Raw genomic sequence first — 17,121 nt, forward strand, 5'->3', positions numbered from 1 at the left:
GTGACGCTGCTGATCCGCCGCGCCAAGGTTTCCGACGCGGCCGCGATCGCGCGGCACATGAGCGACCCGGCGGTGTTCGGCGGGCTGTTGCAGATGCCGTACCCTAGCGAGGAGGCGTGGGGCAAGCGCCTCGCCGATGCCGCGACCGCGACGGGTGCCGACGTGCTGTTGGTCGCCGAGCGCGATGCCGAGCTGATCGGCGCCGCCGGGCTGAACGCGGTCAGCGGCCATGTACGCCGTCGGCATGCGATGGGGCTGGGCATCCACGTGCATCCTCTGGCCCAGCGGCAGGGGGTCGGCAGCGCACTCATGACGGCGCTGTGCGATTACGCCGATCGCTGGGCTGGCGTGCTGCGGCTCGAACTGCTGGTCTATGCCGACAACGCGACCGCGATCCGGCTGTATCGCAAGTTCGGCTTCGAGGTCGAAGGCACGCTACGGGCCCACGCGTTGCGCGACGGCGCGTATGTGGATTCGTTGGCGATGGCCCGGCTGCACCCGAACCCGCCGGCGCTGCCGGCGCGGCCCGCGGTCAGAGTCGAGTGAAGTACGGCGCCTCGTTTTGGCGGGAGAAGCGGGTTTGGATCGGGTCGTTCCTGGTGGTCGTGCTGGTTGCAGCCGGCAGCGCGTTCACGGCGCACGAGGACATGGTGGACCGCAGCTTGGGAGGGACCATGTGGCGGGTGCCGATCAGGTGGACGCGCGTGCTCCTGGACGTGTCGGGCAAGCCGGCGTCGGACACGGTGGTGCTCGAGATTCCTTGGTCAGAGCTGCATCCACGGGTTCGGGCGCTTCTGATTGGTGGTGCGCCAGTGCCGAGCGGGTTGCAGATTCAGCTTTGGAACCATGACCATGCCTTGGCGCGCTTGGCCGCATCACGCGCGTCTGGCAGTTACACGAAGGTCGACAATCTGGCGACCCGCGTCGACGTGTGGTTCGATGCCACGCAGCGTCGTGTGATGGGCAGTCTGGGGCATGCGGTTGGCCGCCTCAGGAATCGCCCCGAGATCGAGTTTGAATGCGATGTCCCAATGCCGAATTCGTCAACGCCGACTTGCGCCTTGCTGTTCCAATATCGCTCTTCGAGTGGTGAAGCGATTACGGCGCACCTTGATGCGCCTTATGCATGGCTGACCACCACCGACGAGGTCGTTGACCGACTCCTGCTGGTGTTGCGCGCCATGGAGCGCCGGTAGTCTCGGCACGAACGCGCGCGTTCGCGCACGCAAGACTCAGCGCGCCGGCGCCCAGAACACGCCGAACCAGCCGCGCTCGTCGGCCCAGTGCTGCGGCGCCGCGAAACCCGCGGCCTCGAGCAGCGCCGTGAAGCCGTCGACCGTGTACTTGCAGGAGTTCTCGGTGTGGATGCGCTCGCCGGCGTGGAACGCGCGCTGCGCGCCGGGCCAGCGCACCACGAGATCGAGACGCGCCTCCAGGTGCATCTCGATGCGCGACTCGGCCTCGTTGTACAGCCCGACGTGGCGCCAGTCGCGCGGCGTGAAGTCGCTGCCGATCAGCCGGTTCAATTGACGCAGCAGGTTCAGATTGAAGGCCGCGGTGACACCGAGCGCGTCGTCGTAGGCCGCCTCCAGGATCGGCGTCGGCTTGACCAGGTCGACGCCGATCAGCAAGCCGCCGCCGTGGGCCTGCGCGCGCACGCGCTGCAGGAACGCGAGTGCCTCGTCCGGCGTGAAGTTGCCGATGCTCGAGCCGGGGTAGAAGAACACCGCACGGCCGGCGATCAGTTCGGCGTCGATCTCGAGCCGGCTCGAGAAGTCCTGGCCGAGGCCGACGACATCGAGCTGCGGGTTCTCGCGCTGCACCCGCTTGAGCGCGTCGTGCAGGAAGTCGACCGAGATGTCGACCGCGACATAGCGGCCGGGCTCGAGCAGCGGGAACAGGTTCGAAGCCTTCACACAGTTGCCGGCGCCGAGGTCGATCAGCGTCGCGCCGGTACCGATGCGCTCGGCGATCGCGGCGCCGTGGGCCTGCAGGATCGCGGCCTCGGTGCGCGTCGGGTAGTACTCCGGCAGCGCGGTGATCGCCTCGAACAGGTGCGAGCCGAGCTTGTCGTAGAAGTACTTCGGCGCAGCCCGGGCCGGTTGCTGCAGCAACCCGGCCTCGATCGCCGCGCGATCGGCAGAGGTGTCGGCCACGTGACGCTGGATGAATCGGGGCGTGCGCAATGGGGTCATGGCGGGTTGTGGTGCAATCGTGGCCGACAAGGCCCGAGGGTGTCGATGAACGCTGCCCGACCTTACACCGGCTGGACTCAGGATGCAGAGCATGGATCGGCCCGGCTCGGGTAGGACGACGCGCCGTCGGGCGCTGGCCGGGGCATTGGCCGCTGCGACGGTTCTGATGCTGCCCGAGGCCGCCCGCGCTGCGCACGTCGTGCGGCCCTGGCCTGCCGCGAAGCCGACGCCGGACCTGAGCCTGACCGACCTCGACGGCAAGCCCTGGACGCTCGCCGGGCTGAAGGGCCGCCCGGTGCTGCTGAACTTCTGGGCCAGCTGGTGCGAACCGTGCCGGGCCGAGATGCCGTCGCTCGAGTTGCTCGCGACGCGCCACGAGAAGGCCGGCCTGGTGGTCCTGTCGATCAACTACCAGGAGCCGCTGCCGACGATCAGGCGCTTTCTGGAGACGCTGCCTTTCTCGTTGCCGATCCTGCTCGACCGCGACGGCGACGCGGCCGGCGCGTGGACGCCCCGCGTGTTCCCGACGACCGTGCTGATCGACCGCAGCGGCGCCGCGCGCAGCTCGGTGATCGGCGAGCTCGACTGGATGGGCGACACCGCCCGCGCGCTGGTCGAGCCGCTGTTGGCGCGGCCGCGATAATCCGCCATCCGTTTCAATGGAGTCTACGAACATGGGCAAGCAGGAGCGGCGAGCATGATTTCCGGAGTGCAGCTGGGCTTTTCGATCAACGAGATCCTCGCGCTGGCAACGCTCGCGACCGGCGCCTGCTGGGTCGCCTGGAAGCTGCGCAAGCGCCGCCTCGGGGCCGAGCCCACGAGCAAGCCGCTGTGGGTCAGCTTCGGCGCCGAGCTGTTCGTCGTCGTCGCGCTGATGTTCACCTGCCGCATCGCGGTCGCCGATTGGCCGAAGGTGCCTTCGGGTTCGATGGAGCCGACCCTGCGCGTCGGCGACTACCTGCTCGTGAACCACCTCGCCTATGGGCCGCGGCTGCCATTCACGAACACGGCGATCGAGTTCGGCCGCCCGAAGCGCGGCGACGTGGTCGTGTTCCGCTTTCCCGAAGACGTGTCGGAGTTCTACGTCAAGCGCCTGATCGGCCTGCCCGGCGACGTGGTGCGCTTCGACCGCGGCGTCGTCAGCGTCAACGGCGCGCCGTTCGAGGTGCAGGTGCTCAGCGAGGGCACCGGCGCGAACGTCGCGCCCGAAGACCGCGGCCAGTGGCTGCTCGACGAGACCAGCGCCGGCAGCAGCCGCACGATCAAGGTCAACCCGTTCGTGATGGGGCGGCTGGCGCCGAGCGGCATGGGCGTGAATTGCCGGGTCGAAGGGGCGACCGCCTGGGAGTGCACGGTGCCGGCGGGCCAGTACCTGATGATGGGGGACAACCGCGACAACTCGTCCGACTCGCGCGTCTGGGGCTTCCTGCCGCACGAGCAGGTCTACGGCAAGGCGGTGCGCGTGCTGTTCAACCTGCACGACATGAAGCGCGCATGGACGGCGCTTTGACCGGCCAGCCGATCGGCCCGGCCCTGCAACTGGCGGGGCGGCACATCGTGCTCGGGCTGTCGGGCGGCATCGCCTGCTACAAGGCGGCCGATTTCACGCGCGAGCTGATCAAGGCCGGCGCGACCGTGCAGGTCGTGATGACCGAAGCGGCGCAGCAGTTCATCACGCCGGTCACCCTGCAGGCGCTGTCGAACCGGCCGGTCTTCACGAGTCAATGGGATGCGCGCGAGCCGAACAACATGGCGCACATCGACATGACGCGCGGCGCCGATGCGATCGTCATCGCGCCGGCGAGTGCCGACCTGATGGCCAAGCTGGCCCAGGGCCGTGCCGACGATCTGCTGAGCCTGATGTGCCTGGCGCGGCCGATCGGGCGCTGCCCGCTGCTGCTCGCGCCGGCGATGAACCGCGAGATGTGGGCGCACCCGGCGACGCAGCGCAACCTCGCGCAGCTGCGCGCCGACGGCACCGAGATCCTCGGCCCCGGCAGCGGCGACCAGGCCTGCGGCGAGATCGGCGACGGCCGCATGCTCGAGCCGGTCGAATTGCTCGCCGAGCTGGTCGCGTTCTTCCAGCCCAAGCTGCTGCGCGGCAAGCGCGTGCTGATCACTGCCGGGCCGACCTTCGAGCCGATCGACCCGGTGCGCGGCATCACGAACCACTCCAGCGGCAAGATGGGCTTCGCGATCGCGCGCGCTGCCGCCGAGGCCGGCGCAAGCGTGACGCTGGTCGCCGGCCCGGTGCATCTGGCGACGCCGCGCAACGTGCGCCGCATCGATGTGCGCACCGCGCAGCAGATGTTCGATGCGACCACCGACGCGGCGACCGCGAGCGACGTGTTCATCGCGACCGCGGCCGTCGCCGACTGGCGGCCGGCGCTCGTCAACGACCAGAAGATCAAGAAGCAGGCCGGCGCGAAGGCGCCGCCGGGTTTCGATCTGGTCGAGAACCCCGACATCCTCGCTGCAGTCGCGCGGCTCCCGCAGCCGCCGTACTGCGTCGGCTTCGCGGCCGAGAGCCACGAACTGCTCAAGCATGCGCGCGAGAAGCGCGTGCGCAAGGGCGTGCCGCTGATCGTCGGCAACCTCGGGCCCGCGACCTTCGGGCAGGACGACAACGCGCTGACGCTGGTCGACGCGAATGGCGAACGCGAACTGCCGCGCGCCGACAAGCTGACGCTGGCGCGCCAGCTCATCGCCGAGATCGCGGCGCGCCTGGGAGCCAAGCCATGAGCGTCGTCGATGTCAAGGTCCTCGACGCACGCATCGCCGACCAGCTGCCGGCGTATGCGACGCCCGGCAGCGCCGGCCTCGACCTGCGCGCCTGTGTCGACGCGGCGATCGTGATCGAGCCCGGCCAGACCGTGCTGATCCCGACCGGCATGGCGATCCACATCGCCGACCCCGGGCTCGCCGCGATGATCCTGCCGCGCTCGGGCCTCGGTCACAAACACGGCATCGTGCTGGGGAACCTGGTCGGGCTGATCGATTCCGACTACCAGGGTCCGTTGATGGTGAGTTGCTGGAACCGGGGCAGTGCCGCCTTCACGGTGCTGCCGCTCGATCGCGTTGCGCAGCTGGTGATCGTGCCGGTGGTCCAGGCGAGTTTTCGGGTCGTCGAGGAATTCGACGCGTCCGATCGGGGTACAGGCGGGTTCGGATCGACCGGGCGCGGCTGAGCCGCTGGCGCTCAGCGGCTGTGTTTCTGCGCGGTAAATGACCGCTGGTCGATGCGTCGCGCGTTGAACCGCGCGCGCCGATTGGCGAGAATCACAATCTGTAACGATCGGGTGCCGTTCCGGCCCCCATGGAATCTGCATGAAGAAGAAGTTGATGGGCTGGGCAGGCGCGCTGGTCGTCGCGATCGGCGTGTCGGGCTGCGGCAAGGAACCTGCGCCGACGGGCGCGGCAGCACCGGGCGCGGCCGCGGCATCGGGCGCTGCATCGGGTGCGGGCGGGCCGGTCAGCGTCACCAGCGTGCGCGCCATGGCCAAGGACGTCGATGTGATGCTCGAGGCCACCGGCACGATCAGCGCGCTGAACAGCGTCGACATCCGGCCGCAGATCAGCAGCGTGATCACGAAGGTCAACATCCGCGAAGGCCAGTACGTGAAGGCCGGCCAGTTGCTGTTCACGCTCGATGCGCGCAACGACGAGGTCAACCTCGCGAAGGCGAAGGCGCAGCTCGCGCGCGACCAGGCGTCGCTGGCCGACGCGCAGCGCCAGCTCGCCCGCAGCCGCGAGCTGCTGGCGCAGAACTTCATCTCGCAGGGCGCGGTCGACACGAACCAGACGCTGGTCGATACGCAGCAGGCCGTCGTCACCGCCGATCGCGCGGCGATCGAGGCGGCGCAGGTCGGTCTTTCGTACAACCGGATCGTCGCGCCCGCGGCAGGCCGCGCCGGCGCGATCAACGTGTTCGCCGGCAGCACCGTGCAGCCCGGCGGCAGCGCGCTCGTGACGATCACCCAGCTCGATCCGATCGCGGTCAGCTTCAGCCTGCCGCAGCGCAACCTGAACGACGCACTGGAGACCTTGCGCGGCGGCGGCGGCAAGGTCGTCGCGGTGCTGCCCGACGCGCGCGGCGAGATCGTCGGCAAGCTGCACTTCGTCGACAACCTGGTCGACCCGAACTCCGGCGGCGTGAAGGTCAAGGCCGTGTTCGACAACCCGAACGAGGCGCTGTGGCCCGGCGCCTTCGTCAACGTGCGCTTCGCAGCGCGCACGCTGAAGGCTGCGCTGGTCGTGCCGCAGGCCTCGGTCATCCGCGGGCCGCGCGGCACGCTGGTCTACACGATCGACGCGGCCAACAAGGCGGTCGCGCGGCCCGTCGAGCTGCTTTATGCGGCCGGGCTCGACGCGGTCGTCAAGGGGCTGGAGCCGGGCGAGCGCGTCGTCGTCGACGGGCGCCAGAACCTGCGCGCCGGTGCGCCGGTGATGGAGCGCGCGGCCAGCGGCGCCGGGCGCGCGAAGGGCGAAGGCACGGCGCCGGGCGCATCGGCGGCGTCGGGCGCCGGAGCGATCACGCCATGAACCTGTCCGAGCTGTTCATTCGCCGGCCCGTGCTGACGGTGCTGCTGAATGCGGCGATCGTCGTCGCCGGCGTGATCGCCTACGGCAAGATCCCGGTCGCGGCGCTGCCGAGCTACAACACGCCGGTCATCAATGTCTTCGCGAGCTTGCCTGGCGCGAGCCCCGAGACGATGGCGACGTCGGTCGCGCTGCAGCTCGAGAAGCAGTTCCAGACCATCCCCGGCATCAACGTCATCAGCTCGACCAACACGCTGGGCACGACCTCGGTGACGCTGGAGTTCGACCAGAACCGCGACATCGACGCGGCCTCGGTCGACGTGCAGGCCGCACTGCTGCGCGCGCAGCGCCAGCTGCCGATCGACATGACGACGCCGCCGTCGTACCGCAAGGTCAACCCGGCCGACGCGCCGGTGCTGCTGATCGCGCTGACCTCGCCGTCGCTCAACCTGGCCGACCTGAACGACTACGCCGAGCACCTGATCTCGCCGAGCCTGTCGACGCTCGACGGCGTCGCGCAGGTCAACATCTTCGGCCAGAAGCGCTTCGCGGTGCGCGTGCGCGTGCAGCCCGAGGCGCTGACCGCACGCAACATCAGCCTGGACGAGCTGAACGCGGCGCTGCGCGCGGCGAACGTCAACACGCCGGTCGGCACGCTCGACGGTCCCAAGCAGACGCTGACCCTGCAGGCCAACAAGCAGCTGAAGAACGCCGCCGAGTTCGCCGAGCTGATCGTCAGCTACCGCGGCGGCAACCCGGTGCGCCTGCGCGACGTGGCGCAGGTCGAAGACAGCTACGAGACCGTGAAGACCGCCGCGAGCCTGAACGGCGAGACCTCGATCACGCTGGCGATCCTGCGCCAGCCGGACGCGAACACCGTCAAGGTCGTCGACGCGGTGCGCGCGGCGCTGCCGGGGTTCCAGTCGCAGCTGCCGCAGTCGGTGCAGATGCGCACCGTCAACGACCGCTCGGTGTCGATCCGCGACGCGCTGCACGACGTGACACTGACGATGCTCGGCACGATCGTGCTCGTCGTGCTGGTGATCTTCCTGTTCCTGCGCCGCTTCGTCGCGACGGTGATCCCGACGCTGTCGTTGCCGGTCTCGCTGATCGGCGCGATCTCGCTGCTCTGGGGCTTCGGCTACACGCTCGACAACATCTCGCTGCTCGGGCTGACGCTGGCGGTCGGGCTGGTCGTCGACGATGCGATCGTGATGCTCGAGAACATCATGCGCCACGTCGAGGAAGGCGTGCCGCCGTTCCAGGCGGCGCTGCGCGGCTCGCGTGAAGTCGGCTTCACGATCCTGTCGATCTCGAGCTCGCTGATCGCGGTGTTCATCCCGATCTTCTTCATGCCGGGCGTGATCGGCCTGCTGTTCCACGAGTTCGCGGTGATCGTCACGCTGGCGATCATCGCGTCCGCGTTCGTCTCGCTGACGCTGGTGCCGATGCTGGCGAGCCGCTTCCTGACCGACGACGCGCACAAGAAGCCGCCCGGCATGATCGTGCGCTCGTTCGAGCGCGGCTTCAACGCGGTGCTTGGCGCCTACACGCGTTCGCTCGATGTCGCACTGGCGCATCGCTGGATCGTGCTCGGGGTGGCGCTGCTGACCTTCGCCGCGACCGCGTGGCTCTTCATGACGATCCCGAAGGGCTTCTTCCCGGAAGAAGACATCGGCCAGATCACGGTCTCGACCGAAGCCGCCGAAGACACCTCGTTTCCCGAAATGGTGCAGCTGCAGGCGCGCGCGGCGCAGATCATCCGCGACGATCCGAACGTGCTCGCGGTCAGCTCGTTCAACGGCGGCAGCGGCGCGCAGAACACCGGCCGCATGTTCGTGACGCTGAAGCCGCGCGCGCAGCGCCAGCAGATGAAGCCGGTCATCGAGGGGCTGCGCCGCAAGCTGCGCGAGGTCGCGGGCATCGCGATCTTCATGCGGCCGATCCAGAACCTCCAGCTCGGCGGCCGGCCGAGCAAGGCGCAGTACCAGTACATCCTGCAGAGCGTGCGGGCCGACGAGATCAACGACTGGGCGGTCAAGCTGCAGGAGAAGATGCGCCCCGATGCGCTGTTCCGCGATGTCACCAGCGACTCGCAGCTGCGCGGGCTGCAGGCCTCGCTGAAGATCGACCGTGACCGCGCGAACACGCTCGGCGTCTCGATCGACACGGTGCGCTCGGCGCTGTACAGCGCGTTCGGCGAGCGCCAGGTCTCGACGATCTACACCAACACCGACAGCTACCAGGTGATCCTCGAGGTGCTGCCGGGCGCCAAGCAGGACGAAGGCGCGCTCAACAACATCTACGTGCGCTCGTCCGGCGGTGCGCTGGTGCCGATGTCGAGCTTCACGACGATCGAGCGCACGATCGGGCCGACCGCGATCAACCACGTCGGGCAGCTGCAGGCGGTGACGGTGTCATTCAACCTCGCGCCGGGCGCGGCGCTGGGCGATGCGACCGCGCGGATCGAGCACTACCGCGACGAGATTCAGCTGCCGCCGTCGATCATCACGACCTACGGCGGCGACGCCGCGGTGTTCAAGAGCTCGCAGGGGAGCCAGGCGGTGCTGATCGTCGGTGCGCTGCTCGTGATCTACGTGCTGCTCGGCGTGCTGTACGAGAGCTATGTGCATCCGATCACGATCCTCGCCGGCCTGCCGTCCGCGGCGGTCGGCGCGCTGCTGATGCTGAAGCTGTTCGACATGGACCTGACCCTGATCGCGACGATCGGGATCCTGCTGCTCATCGGCATCGTCAAGAAGAACGCGATCATGATGATCGACTTCGCGCTCGACGCGCAGCGCGAGCGTGGCATGCCTGCGACCGCGGCGATCCGCGAGGCCTGCGTGCTGCGCTTCCGGCCGATCATGATGACGACGCTGGCGGCGCTGATGGGCGCCGCGCCGATCGCGCTCGGCCTCGGCGCCGGCGCCGAGCTGCGCCAGCCGCTGGGCCTCGCGGTCGTCGGCGGGCTCGTGTTCTCGCAGGCGATCACGCTGTACATCACGCCGGTGATCTACCTCGTGCTCGACCGCTTCAGCGGCAAGGGGCCGGTGACGACGCCGGAGCGCCAGGCGACGATCGAGAAGACGAGCTGACCGCGCGCGCCGCCAGGGCGTCGTCAGTGAAGTTGCGAGCCGCTCGGCGCGGTGTTCATCAGGGTGAACACCGGCTGCCCGACGCTGCCGGCTTCGATCTCGGCCTCGGTCGCGGGCCGCACGTCGCGCACGGTCAGGTCCAGGCGCAGCGCGATGCCGGCCAGCGGATGATTGCCGTCGAGCACGACGTGGCCGGCGTAGACCTCGGTCACGGTGTAGACCGCGTCTGCCGGCATGTCCTGCGTGGTGGCGCCGGGCGGCAGGCCGTCGAACTGCATGCCGACCTCGATCGCCTCCGGGAAGATCGAGCGTTCCTCGAAGCAGACGAGCGCCGGGTCGTAGTCGCCGAACGCGTGTTCGGGCTCGAGGTGCAGCGTCGTCGCGTAGCCGGTTTCCTTGTCAGCGAGCGCTTCTTCGACCTTCGCGAGCAGGTCGTCGCCGCCGTAGAAGAACTCGACCGGCGCCTGCAGTTCGTCGATCAGATGGCCTGAGGTGTCTTGCAGCTTCCAGGTCAGGCTGACGACACACGGGGTGGTGATGAGCATCGTTCAATGATCGCACAATCGACCATGGACACATCTCTCGCGAGCCCGTTGCTGGGCGGGCTTTCGGCGCAGGCTTTCATGCGCCGCCACTGGCAGAAAAAGCCGCTGCTGGTGCGCCAGGCGGTGCCCGGCGGCATCGAGCTGATCGGTCGTGCCCGGCTGTTCGAGCTGGCCGCGTTCGACGAGGTCGAGTCGCGTCTCGTCGTCCATGACGGTGCCCGCTGGTCGCTGCGCCCCGGGCCGCTGAAGCGGACCGCGCTGCCGCCGCTGAAGCAGCGCGAATGGACGCTGCTGGTGCAAGGCCTGGACCTTCACGTGCCGGCCGCGCGCGCGCTGCTCGACCGCTTCCGCTTCGTGCCCGACGCGCGACTCGACGACCTGATGCTGTCGTATGCGACCGATGGCGGCGGTGTGGGCCCGCATGTCGATTCGTACGACGTGTTCCTGTTGCAGGCCCACGGCCGGCGGCGCTGGCGCATCGGCCGCGTCGGCTCGACCGAGCTCGTGCCCGACGTTCCGCTGAAGATCCTCGCGAACTTCGAGCCCGAACATTCGTTCCTGCTCGAGCCCGGCGACATGCTCTACCTGCCGCCCGGCTGGGCCCACGACGGTGTCGCCGAAGGCGAGTGCATGACCTGCTCGATCGGCTTTCGCGCCGCGGGCCGCGACGAACTCGCCCGCGAGGCGCTGCAGCGCATGCTCGACGGCGCCGATGCCGATCGGATCGGGCCGCTGTACCGGGATCCGAAGCAGCCGGCGACCGACACGCCCGGGCAGATCCCCGCCGCGCTGCAGGCCTTCGCCGGCGATGCCGTCCAGCGCCTGCTGCGTGACCCGGTGGCACTCGCCTGCGCGCTCGGCGAAGTGCTCAGCGAACCCAAGCGCGGCGTGTGGTTCGACGCCACGGTGTCTGACGACACGGCAGAATCCGCGGGTGTCGCGCTCGATCAGCGCAGCCGCATGATGTATGACGAAAGGCATGTGTTCATCAACGGCGAATCGTTCCGGGCGGCGGGCCGCGATGCGCGGTTGATGCGGCGCCTCGCCGATCGTCGCCTGCTCGACACGGCAGAGCTCGACGCGCTGAGCGCGCAGGCACGCGCGCTGGTCGCCGACTGGTTGGCGGCCGGCTGGTTGCGACCCGCGGTGCGATGACGACAAGGCAACAAGGAGACACGCGATGACGACCGAACCCGGCTCCCTGATCACGACGCATGCCGAGTTCCAGGCTGCGTTGCACAGCGCGTTCGCCGATGTCGCGCGGCTCGGCACGCGCGAGCTCTATCTGTGCGACGAGAACTTCGCCGACTGGCCGCTCGGCGAGCGCGCGGTCGTCGAGCAGCTGACGCAGTGGGCGGCGTCGAACCGCAGGCTGACCTTGCTCGCGCGCAGTTTCGACGAGGTCGCGCGGCGCCATGCGCGCTGGGTCGAGTGGCGCCGCACCTGGTCGCACATCGTCAGCTGCCGCAACAACACGGAGCTGGCGAGCGGCGAGTTCCCGACGATCCTGCTGGCGGTCGGCACGGTCAGCGTGCGCTTGATCGACAACGTGCACCAGCGCGGGCGGCTGTCGCACGAGAAGGCCGACGAGATTCGCTGCCGCGAACAAATTGACGCGGTTTTGCAACGTTCCGACGAGGCCTTTCCGGCGACCACCACCGGGCTCTAGGGAATCTCCCTAGAGCTGCCTATAATGATGGGCTAGGCACTGGAGGGCTCGAGCCGTCCAGTGCCTTTCAACGTTGGGACTCTGCACATGTATGGGTTCCCACAATTGCCGGTAATTGTTCGACCCTAATGATTCAGAGGACACCTATGACAAAGTCGCTTTTGCTCGCTTCCATCGTTGCTGCCGTTGCCCTGACCGCCTGCGGCAAGAAGGAAGAAATGCCTGCTGCTGCTGCTTCGGCTGCTGCTGCTCCGGCTGTCGCTGAAGCCGCTTCGGCTGCTGCCAGCGCCGTCGGCACCGCCGCTTCGGCTGCCGCTACCGAAGCGATGGCTGGTGCCAGCTCGGCGATGGGCGCTGCCTCGGCTGGCGCGACCGTCGCCGCCGATGCGATGAAGGACGCTGCCGGCAAGGCTGCCGACGCCGCCAAGGACGCCGCTGGCAAGGCTGCCGACGCTGCCAAGGACGCCGCTGGCAAGGCGGCCGACGCTGTCAAGAAGTAAATCGGTCCCCACCGGTTTTGAGAGAGCCGCCTTCGGGCGGCTTTTTTGTGCGCGTGCGCGGCGTGTTCCGCTGCTCGCGAGTCAGTCGAGATCGCGCCAGCTGAAACCCAGGAGCGGGTCGGCCACCGCGATGTCGTCACGCGCCGCGCCGCAGGCCGCCGCCAGTGCGGCGGTGGCCAGCGCCGGCGTGTTGTTGCGCTCGCTCAGGTGCGCCGCGACGAGGTGCTTGAGCCCGCCGTGCATGCATGCCGCGAGGATCTGCGCGGCGCTGTCATTCGACAGGTGCCCGAGCCGCCCGCCGACGCGCAGCTTCAGCGATGCCGGATAGCTCGATCGCGCGAGCAACTCGCGATCATGGTTGCATTCGAGCAGCAGCGCGTCGCAGCGCTGCAGACTCGCAAGCAGGTGCGGCGTGATCGAGCCGGTGTCGGTCAGCACGCCGAGGTGCCGCGCGCCGTCCGACAGGCGCAGCTGCAGCGGCTCGAGCGCGTCGTGGGTCACGGTGTAGGGCATCAGCAGCAGGTCGCCGACCGCGATCGACTGGCCGTCACGCGCGAACTGCAGCAAGGTCGGCGGCAAGTCGGGCTGGCCGATCGCACGCCAGGTGCCGCGGCTCATCCACAGGGGCAGCGCATGGCGCCGCGCCAGCGTCAGCGCGCAGCCGACGTGGTCGCCATGTTCGTGGGTCACGAAGACCGCGTCGAGATCGTCGCAGTCCAGATCGATGCGCGCGAGCCGCGCCCGCAGCTCGCGCAGCGAGAAACCGCAGTCGATCAGCACACGGCTCGTCGTCGTGCCGCTGCTGCCCTCGACCAGCGTGGCGTTGCCGGTGCTGCCGCTGCCGAGGCTGCAAAAACGCATCGCGCCTCGCGCCGCGCGACTACTTCAGGTCGTCGAGCAGCAGGGTCGTGATGCGCTTGCCGGCGTCGCCGTTCTCGGGCGCGCCCTGGCCGTTCAGCACCGTCACGGTGCTGCGCTCGCCGTCGCCCTTGACCACCACGCGGTAGCGCGCGGGACCGCCGTCATCGTTCTTCTTGCCGAAGCTGAACAGCTTCGAGAACAGGCCGGGTTCGTCCTTGCCGGCGAACTTCGGATCGATGTAGCGCACGAAGTAGATGCCCTGCGTGCGGTCGCGGTCTTCGACCGTGAAGCCGCTGCGGTCGAGCGCGACACCGACGCGGCGCCAGGCGCGGTCGAACCCGTCGTCGACCTGCAGCGTGGCGCTCGGCTGGCCGGTGACGATGCGCGCGCGTGCCGGTGCGCCGGGCACGCCGGGTGCGACGACGGCCGTCTTCGCGAGCTCTTCGGTCGCGCCGAGCTTCAGCATCAGCCGCGACAGCAGCTCGCCCTCGAGCTGCGGATCGGGCTGGCGCGGTTGCCAGACGGTGTTTTCCTTGCGCTCGCCGTTGTAGACCTCGATCATCCCGCGATGCGTGATGTAGACCTCGGTGCCGTTCGGGGTGCGTTCGACACGTGTGCGGAACTTGTCCAGCTCGCCGGTCGAGTAGGCGCCATCGAAGACCTTGCCGATCGATGCGCGCACGAAGTCCAGCGGCAGCTTGCCGCGGTTCTCGGCCCAATCGGTTTCCATCACGCCGGCGGTCGGCGTGTCTTGCGTGATCACGAAGCCGCGCTCCTTCCAGAAGGCCTGCAACTGGGGCCACAGCTGTTCGGGCGTCATGCTGGTGCGCAGCCAGCGCTCGTTGCCGAGACGCTCGATGCGCATGTCGGCGACCGACTGCGCGGCGATCGGCGTCGTTGCGGCGGCGCTGGCTGCGGCGGCCGGGGTGCCCGACTGGAACGCGGCGGCGCTGACCGAGCTGCCTTGCGTCTGCTGATAGCGCGAGTCGCGAGTGAGCTGGGTCAGGTCGGGCGGCACTTCCAGGCCGGCCGTCCTGCCACCGGTGTTCGCGGTGCGGTAGTCGATCTTGTCGCCCGACATCAAGCTGTCGAGCGACGAGCAGCCCGCCAGGGCCAGCGCGCTCGTCACGGCGAGCGCGGGGAGATAGAGGGAACGGGTCACGGAATGCATCTCCAAGGGGGCGGGGCGCGCAGCACGATGCCGCGCAGGGCCAGGGTGAGAGTGAGAGACAGAAGGACCGGCCGGGTACTGCGGCAGGTTCAAAGCAGGCCCGACTCGCGCATCGCCTGCTCGACCGACTTCTGGCCCGCTTCGGTCAACGGCGTGATCGGCAGGCGCAGCGCGGCGCCGCACAGGCCGAGTCTGGCCATTGCCCATTTCGTCGGCGCCGGGCTCGACTCGACGAACAAGGTCTTGTGCAACGGCAGCAGCTTCAGGTGGATCGCCGCGGCCTCGCGCGCATTGCCGGCGAGCGCCGCAGTGCACAGCGCGTGCATCGCGCGCGGCGCGACGTTCGCGGTCACGCTGACGTTGCCGTGGCCGCCGAGCAGCATCAGCGCCACCGCGGTGCTGTCGTCGCCGGAGTAGATCGAGAAGCCGGGCGGCGCGAGCTTGACGAGCCACGCGGCGCGGTCGATCGCGCCGCTGGCTTCCTTGATGCCGACGATGCCGGGGACCTGCGCGAGGCGCAGCGCGGTCTCGACCTGCATGTCCGCAACGGTGCGGCCGGGCACGTTGTACAGGACCATCGGCACGTCGACGGCTTCGGCGATGGCCTTGAAGTGGCGGTAGATGCCTTCCTGCGAAGGCTTGTTGTAGTAGGGCACGACCGACAGCGTGCAGTCGGCGCCGACCTGCTGCGCGAAGCGCGAAAGCTCGATCGCCTCGGCGGTGGAGTTGCCGCCGGTGCCCGCCATGATCGGCACGCGACCCTTCGCGTGCTCGACTGCGACGCGGATGATTTCGCAGTGCTCTTCGACCGTCACGGTCGGCGATTCACCGGTCGTGCCGACCACGCCGATGCAGTCGGTGCCTTCGGCGATGTGCCAGTCGATCAGGCGGCGCAGCGCGGGGTAGTCGACGCTGCCGTCCTCGTGCATCGGCGTGACCAGCGCGACGATGCTGCCAACAATGGGTTTCATGCGGAATCCTCTGAATCGCGAGATTTTACCCGCCCGGGCGAGGGCTCCGGCACGAGCCGGAAGCGCCGCGGCGCTGGGGTTTGCGAGGGGTCGTCGCGCACCGCAACGATTCTTTGCACGAAGCGCGCCGGCGCAGGCTCGAAGCCGTCTTCGAACGCGACGACACGCAGACCCGCCGCGAGCTGCAGAAGCTCGCCCGGGTGCAGCAGGAACGCGGGATTCGACGGCTTGCCGACGGTCTCGTTGCCGGCCGCGAAGGTCTCGTAGACCAGCACGCCGCCCGGCGCGACGCTGGCGAGGATGTCAGGCAGGCGCGCACGCCACAGGTAGTTCGTGACGACGACCGCATCGAAGGTGCGACCCGGGAGAGGCCATGGGCCGACCTCGATGTCGGCGACGACGATCTCGGCGATCTCGGCCAGCGACGCGACCGCCGCCGCGTCGCGATCGACACCGGTGACGCGCGCACCGCGCTGCGCGAACCAGCGCAGGTGCCGCCCGCTGCCGCAGGCGACGTCGAGCACGCTGGCCCCGGCCGGAACGAGGTGCGACCAGCGTCGCACCCAGGCCGATGCGACCAGCGTCGGATGGGCGGTGGTCACCGTTCAGGCACTCGCGGCATCGATCGCGCGAATCGCGTCGGCATCGAGCCGCAGCCGCGCCGCGGCGACGAGGCCGCTCAGCTGCGGCAATGAGGTGGCGCTCGCGATCGGCGCGGTGATGCTGGGCCGCGCGATCTGCCACGCCAGCGCGACCTGTGCCGGCGTCGCGTTCAGCCGCTGCGCCACCGCGTCGAGCGCGGCGAGCACGCGCAGCCCGCGCTCGCTCAGGTACTTCTTGACGCCCTGGCCGCGCGCGCTCTTGCCGAGGTCGGTCTCGCCGCGGTACTTGCCGGTCAGGAAGCCGCTGGCCAGCGCGTAGAAGTTGATCACGCCCAGGCCGTTCTCCACGCAGGCCGCCTCGAGCTCGGCCTCGAACGCCGCGCGCTCGACGAGGTTGTAGAGCGGCTGCAGGCTTTCGTAGCGCGGCAGTCCGAGCTTCGCGCTGACCGCGAGCGCCTCCGACAGCCGCGCCGCGCTGTGGTTCGACGCGCCGATCGCACGCACCTTGCCGGCGCGGATCAGGTCGGCATAGGCGCCCAGCGTTTCCGCCAGCGGCGTGTTCGGGTCGTCGTCGTGCGACTGGTACAGATCGATCACGTCGGTCTGCAGGCGCTGCAGCGAGGCCTCGACCGCGCGCCGGATGTAGTCGCCGCCGAGCCCGACCCGGCCATCGCCCATGTCCTTGCCGACCTTGGTCGCGATCACGACCCGGTCGCGCTTGCCGCTGCGCTTGAGCCACCTGCCGATCACGGTCTCCGACTCCCCGCCGTGGTGACCCGGCGCCCAGCGCGAGTACACATCGGCGGTGTCGACGAAGTTCATGCCGGCGTCGACCCAGGCGTCGAGCAGGCTGAACGAGATCGCCTCGTCGGCAGTCCAGCCGAACACGTTGCCGCCGAGGCACAGCCTCGACACCTGCAGGCCCGAGCGGCCGAGTTCACGGTATTCCATGCACGTCCCCTGTGAGTCC

General features: G+C 69.2%; 18 protein-coding genes. 11 read left to right on the top strand and 7 right to left on the bottom strand.

The features are described from left to right. Together AC1DTW_RS10515 and AC1DTW_RS10520 are read left to right on the top strand one after the other, a co-directional pair. Entirely contained in the window at positions 1-546 is a 546-nt protein-coding gene (locus tag AC1DTW_RS10515) for a GNAT family N-acetyltransferase (protein ID WP_477981016.1), read from the top strand. Then, a complete protein-coding gene (locus AC1DTW_RS10520; RefSeq protein ID WP_477981017.1) occupies positions 543-1,196 on the top strand; it encodes a hypothetical protein in 654 nt (217 codons plus the stop codon). Before AC1DTW_RS10515 ends, AC1DTW_RS10520 begins: the two co-directional genes overlap by 4 nt. 36 nt (positions 1,197-1,232) lie before the next feature. Here AC1DTW_RS10520 and egtD read toward each other — a convergent pair whose 3' ends face one another. Then, positions 1,233-2,195, bottom strand: coding sequence for an L-histidine N(alpha)-methyltransferase (gene egtD / locus AC1DTW_RS10525; protein WP_477981018.1), 963 nt, complete (start codon positions 2,193-2,195; stop codon positions 1,233-1,235). Positions 2,196-2,286: 91 nt separating this feature from the next. Here egtD and AC1DTW_RS10530 point away from each other — a divergent pair, with 91 nt between their 5' ends. The 6 genes from AC1DTW_RS10530 (at position 2,287) to AC1DTW_RS10555 (ending at position 9,832) form a co-directional block, all read left to right on the top strand. Further along, positions 2,287-2,838 carry a TlpA family protein disulfide reductase gene (locus tag AC1DTW_RS10530; RefSeq protein WP_477981019.1) on the top strand — a complete coding sequence of 184 codons (552 nt, stop codon included), beginning with the start codon at positions 2,287-2,289 and terminating at the stop codon, positions 2,836-2,838. Positions 2,839-2,892: 54 nt separating this feature from the next. Beyond that, entirely contained in the window at positions 2,893-3,705 is an 813-nt protein-coding gene (gene lepB / locus AC1DTW_RS10535) for a signal peptidase I (protein ID WP_477981020.1), read from the top strand. Beyond that, entirely contained in the window at positions 3,690-4,937 is a 1,248-nt protein-coding gene (gene coaBC, locus AC1DTW_RS10540) for a bifunctional phosphopantothenoylcysteine decarboxylase/phosphopantothenate--cysteine ligase CoaBC (protein ID WP_477981021.1), read from the top strand. Before lepB ends, coaBC begins: the two co-directional genes overlap by 16 nt. After that, positions 4,934-5,383, top strand: coding sequence for a dUTP diphosphatase (gene dut, locus AC1DTW_RS10545; RefSeq protein ID WP_477981022.1), 450 nt, complete (start codon positions 4,934-4,936; stop codon positions 5,381-5,383). The genes coaBC and dut overlap by 4 nt, the downstream gene beginning before the upstream one ends. A 139-nt stretch (positions 5,384-5,522) precedes the next feature. Further along, the gene (locus AC1DTW_RS10550; RefSeq protein ID WP_477981023.1) at positions 5,523-6,737 is read left to right on the top strand and encodes an efflux RND transporter periplasmic adaptor subunit; all 1,215 of its coding nucleotides are present in this window, start codon (positions 5,523-5,525) and stop codon (positions 6,735-6,737) included. Next, positions 6,734-9,832 carry an efflux RND transporter permease subunit gene (locus AC1DTW_RS10555; protein WP_477981024.1) on the top strand — a complete coding sequence of 1,033 codons (3,099 nt, stop codon included), beginning with the start codon at positions 6,734-6,736 and terminating at the stop codon, positions 9,830-9,832. Before AC1DTW_RS10550 ends, AC1DTW_RS10555 begins: the two co-directional genes overlap by 4 nt. Before the next feature lie 23 nt (positions 9,833-9,855). Here AC1DTW_RS10555 and AC1DTW_RS10560 read toward each other — a convergent pair whose 3' ends face one another. Beyond that, a complete protein-coding gene (locus AC1DTW_RS10560) occupies positions 9,856-10,377 on the bottom strand; it encodes an FKBP-type peptidyl-prolyl cis-trans isomerase (RefSeq protein WP_477981025.1) in 522 nt (173 codons plus the stop codon). Positions 10,378-10,401: 24 nt separating this feature from the next. On the opposite strand from AC1DTW_RS10560, the gene AC1DTW_RS10565 reads away from it, so the two are divergent. From AC1DTW_RS10565 to AC1DTW_RS10575, 3 genes are all read left to right on the top strand, one after another. After that, entirely contained in the window at positions 10,402-11,532 is a 1,131-nt protein-coding gene (locus AC1DTW_RS10565) for a JmjC domain-containing protein (protein ID WP_477981026.1), read from the top strand. Positions 11,533-11,557: 25 nt separating this feature from the next. After that, entirely contained in the window at positions 11,558-12,046 is a 489-nt protein-coding gene (locus AC1DTW_RS10570; protein WP_477981027.1) for a hypothetical protein, read from the top strand. Positions 12,047-12,192: 146 nt separating this feature from the next. After that, entirely contained in the window at positions 12,193-12,546 is a 354-nt protein-coding gene (locus AC1DTW_RS10575; RefSeq protein WP_477981029.1) for a hypothetical protein, read from the top strand. Between the two features lie 81 nt (positions 12,547-12,627). On the opposite strand, the gene AC1DTW_RS10580 is transcribed toward AC1DTW_RS10575, so the two are convergent. The 5 genes from AC1DTW_RS10580 to AC1DTW_RS10600 form a co-directional block, all read right to left on the bottom strand. After that, positions 12,628-13,407 (bottom strand): MBL fold metallo-hydrolase, encoded by a 780-nt coding sequence (locus AC1DTW_RS10580; protein WP_477981030.1) that lies wholly within the window; start codon positions 13,405-13,407, stop codon positions 12,628-12,630. 19 nt (positions 13,408-13,426) lie between these two features. Further along, on the bottom strand, positions 13,427-14,578 hold the full coding sequence (bamC, locus tag AC1DTW_RS10585; RefSeq protein ID WP_477981032.1) for an NlpB/DapX family lipoprotein: 1,152 nt from the start codon (positions 14,576-14,578) through the stop codon (positions 13,427-13,429). Positions 14,579-14,667: 89 nt separating this feature from the next. Then, positions 14,668-15,549 carry a 4-hydroxy-tetrahydrodipicolinate synthase gene (gene dapA, locus AC1DTW_RS10590; protein ID WP_477981033.1) on the bottom strand — a complete coding sequence of 294 codons (882 nt, stop codon included), beginning with the start codon at positions 15,547-15,549 and terminating at the stop codon, positions 14,668-14,670. Then, entirely contained in the window at positions 15,546-16,151 is a 606-nt protein-coding gene (locus AC1DTW_RS10595; protein WP_477981034.1) for a class I SAM-dependent methyltransferase, read from the bottom strand. The genes dapA and AC1DTW_RS10595 overlap by 4 nt, the downstream gene beginning before the upstream one ends. A gap of 3 nt (positions 16,152-16,154) precedes the next feature. Then, positions 16,155-17,102, bottom strand: coding sequence for an aldo/keto reductase (locus tag AC1DTW_RS10600; RefSeq protein ID WP_477981036.1), 948 nt, complete (start codon positions 17,100-17,102; stop codon positions 16,155-16,157). Positions 17,103-17,121: the final 19 nt, after the last annotated feature.

This window comes from Rhizobacter sp. P5_A1 (assembly GCF_056400745.1).

Excerpts from the sequence above, each read along its gene's own strand:
- AC1DTW_RS10560 (WP_477981025.1), bottom strand. The coding sequence starts at position 10,377 with ATGCTCATCACCACCCCGTGTGTCGTCAGCCTGACCTGGAAGCTGCAA.
- AC1DTW_RS10570 (WP_477981027.1), top strand. The coding sequence starts at position 11,558 with ATGACGACCGAACCCGGCTCCCTGATCACGACGCATGCCGAGTTCCAG.
- AC1DTW_RS10530 (WP_477981019.1), top strand. The coding sequence starts at position 2,287 with ATGGATCGGCCCGGCTCGGGTAGGACGACGCGCCGTCGGGCGCTGGCC.
- bamC (WP_477981032.1), bottom strand. The coding sequence starts at position 14,578 with ATGCATTCCGTGACCCGTTCCCTCTATCTCCCCGCGCTCGCCGTGACG.
- AC1DTW_RS10600 (WP_477981036.1), bottom strand. The coding sequence starts at position 17,102 with ATGGAATACCGTGAACTCGGCCGCTCGGGCCTGCAGGTGTCGAGGCTG.
- AC1DTW_RS10580 (WP_477981030.1), bottom strand. The coding sequence starts at position 13,407 with ATGCGTTTTTGCAGCCTCGGCAGCGGCAGCACCGGCAACGCCACGCTG.
- coaBC (WP_477981021.1), top strand. The coding sequence starts at position 3,690 with ATGGACGGCGCTTTGACCGGCCAGCCGATCGGCCCGGCCCTGCAACTG.
- dut (WP_477981022.1), top strand. The coding sequence starts at position 4,934 with ATGAGCGTCGTCGATGTCAAGGTCCTCGACGCACGCATCGCCGACCAG.
- AC1DTW_RS10565 (WP_477981026.1), top strand. The coding sequence starts at position 10,402 with ATGGACACATCTCTCGCGAGCCCGTTGCTGGGCGGGCTTTCGGCGCAG.
- egtD (WP_477981018.1), bottom strand. The coding sequence starts at position 2,195 with ATGACCCCATTGCGCACGCCCCGATTCATCCAGCGTCACGTGGCCGAC.
- dapA (WP_477981033.1), bottom strand. The coding sequence starts at position 15,549 with ATGAAACCCATTGTTGGCAGCATCGTCGCGCTGGTCACGCCGATGCAC.
- AC1DTW_RS10550 (WP_477981023.1), top strand. The coding sequence starts at position 5,523 with ATGAAGAAGAAGTTGATGGGCTGGGCAGGCGCGCTGGTCGTCGCGATC.
- lepB (WP_477981020.1), top strand. The coding sequence starts at position 2,893 with ATGATTTCCGGAGTGCAGCTGGGCTTTTCGATCAACGAGATCCTCGCG.
- AC1DTW_RS10555 (WP_477981024.1), top strand. The coding sequence starts at position 6,734 with ATGAACCTGTCCGAGCTGTTCATTCGCCGGCCCGTGCTGACGGTGCTG.
- AC1DTW_RS10575 (WP_477981029.1), top strand. The coding sequence starts at position 12,193 with ATGACAAAGTCGCTTTTGCTCGCTTCCATCGTTGCTGCCGTTGCCCTG.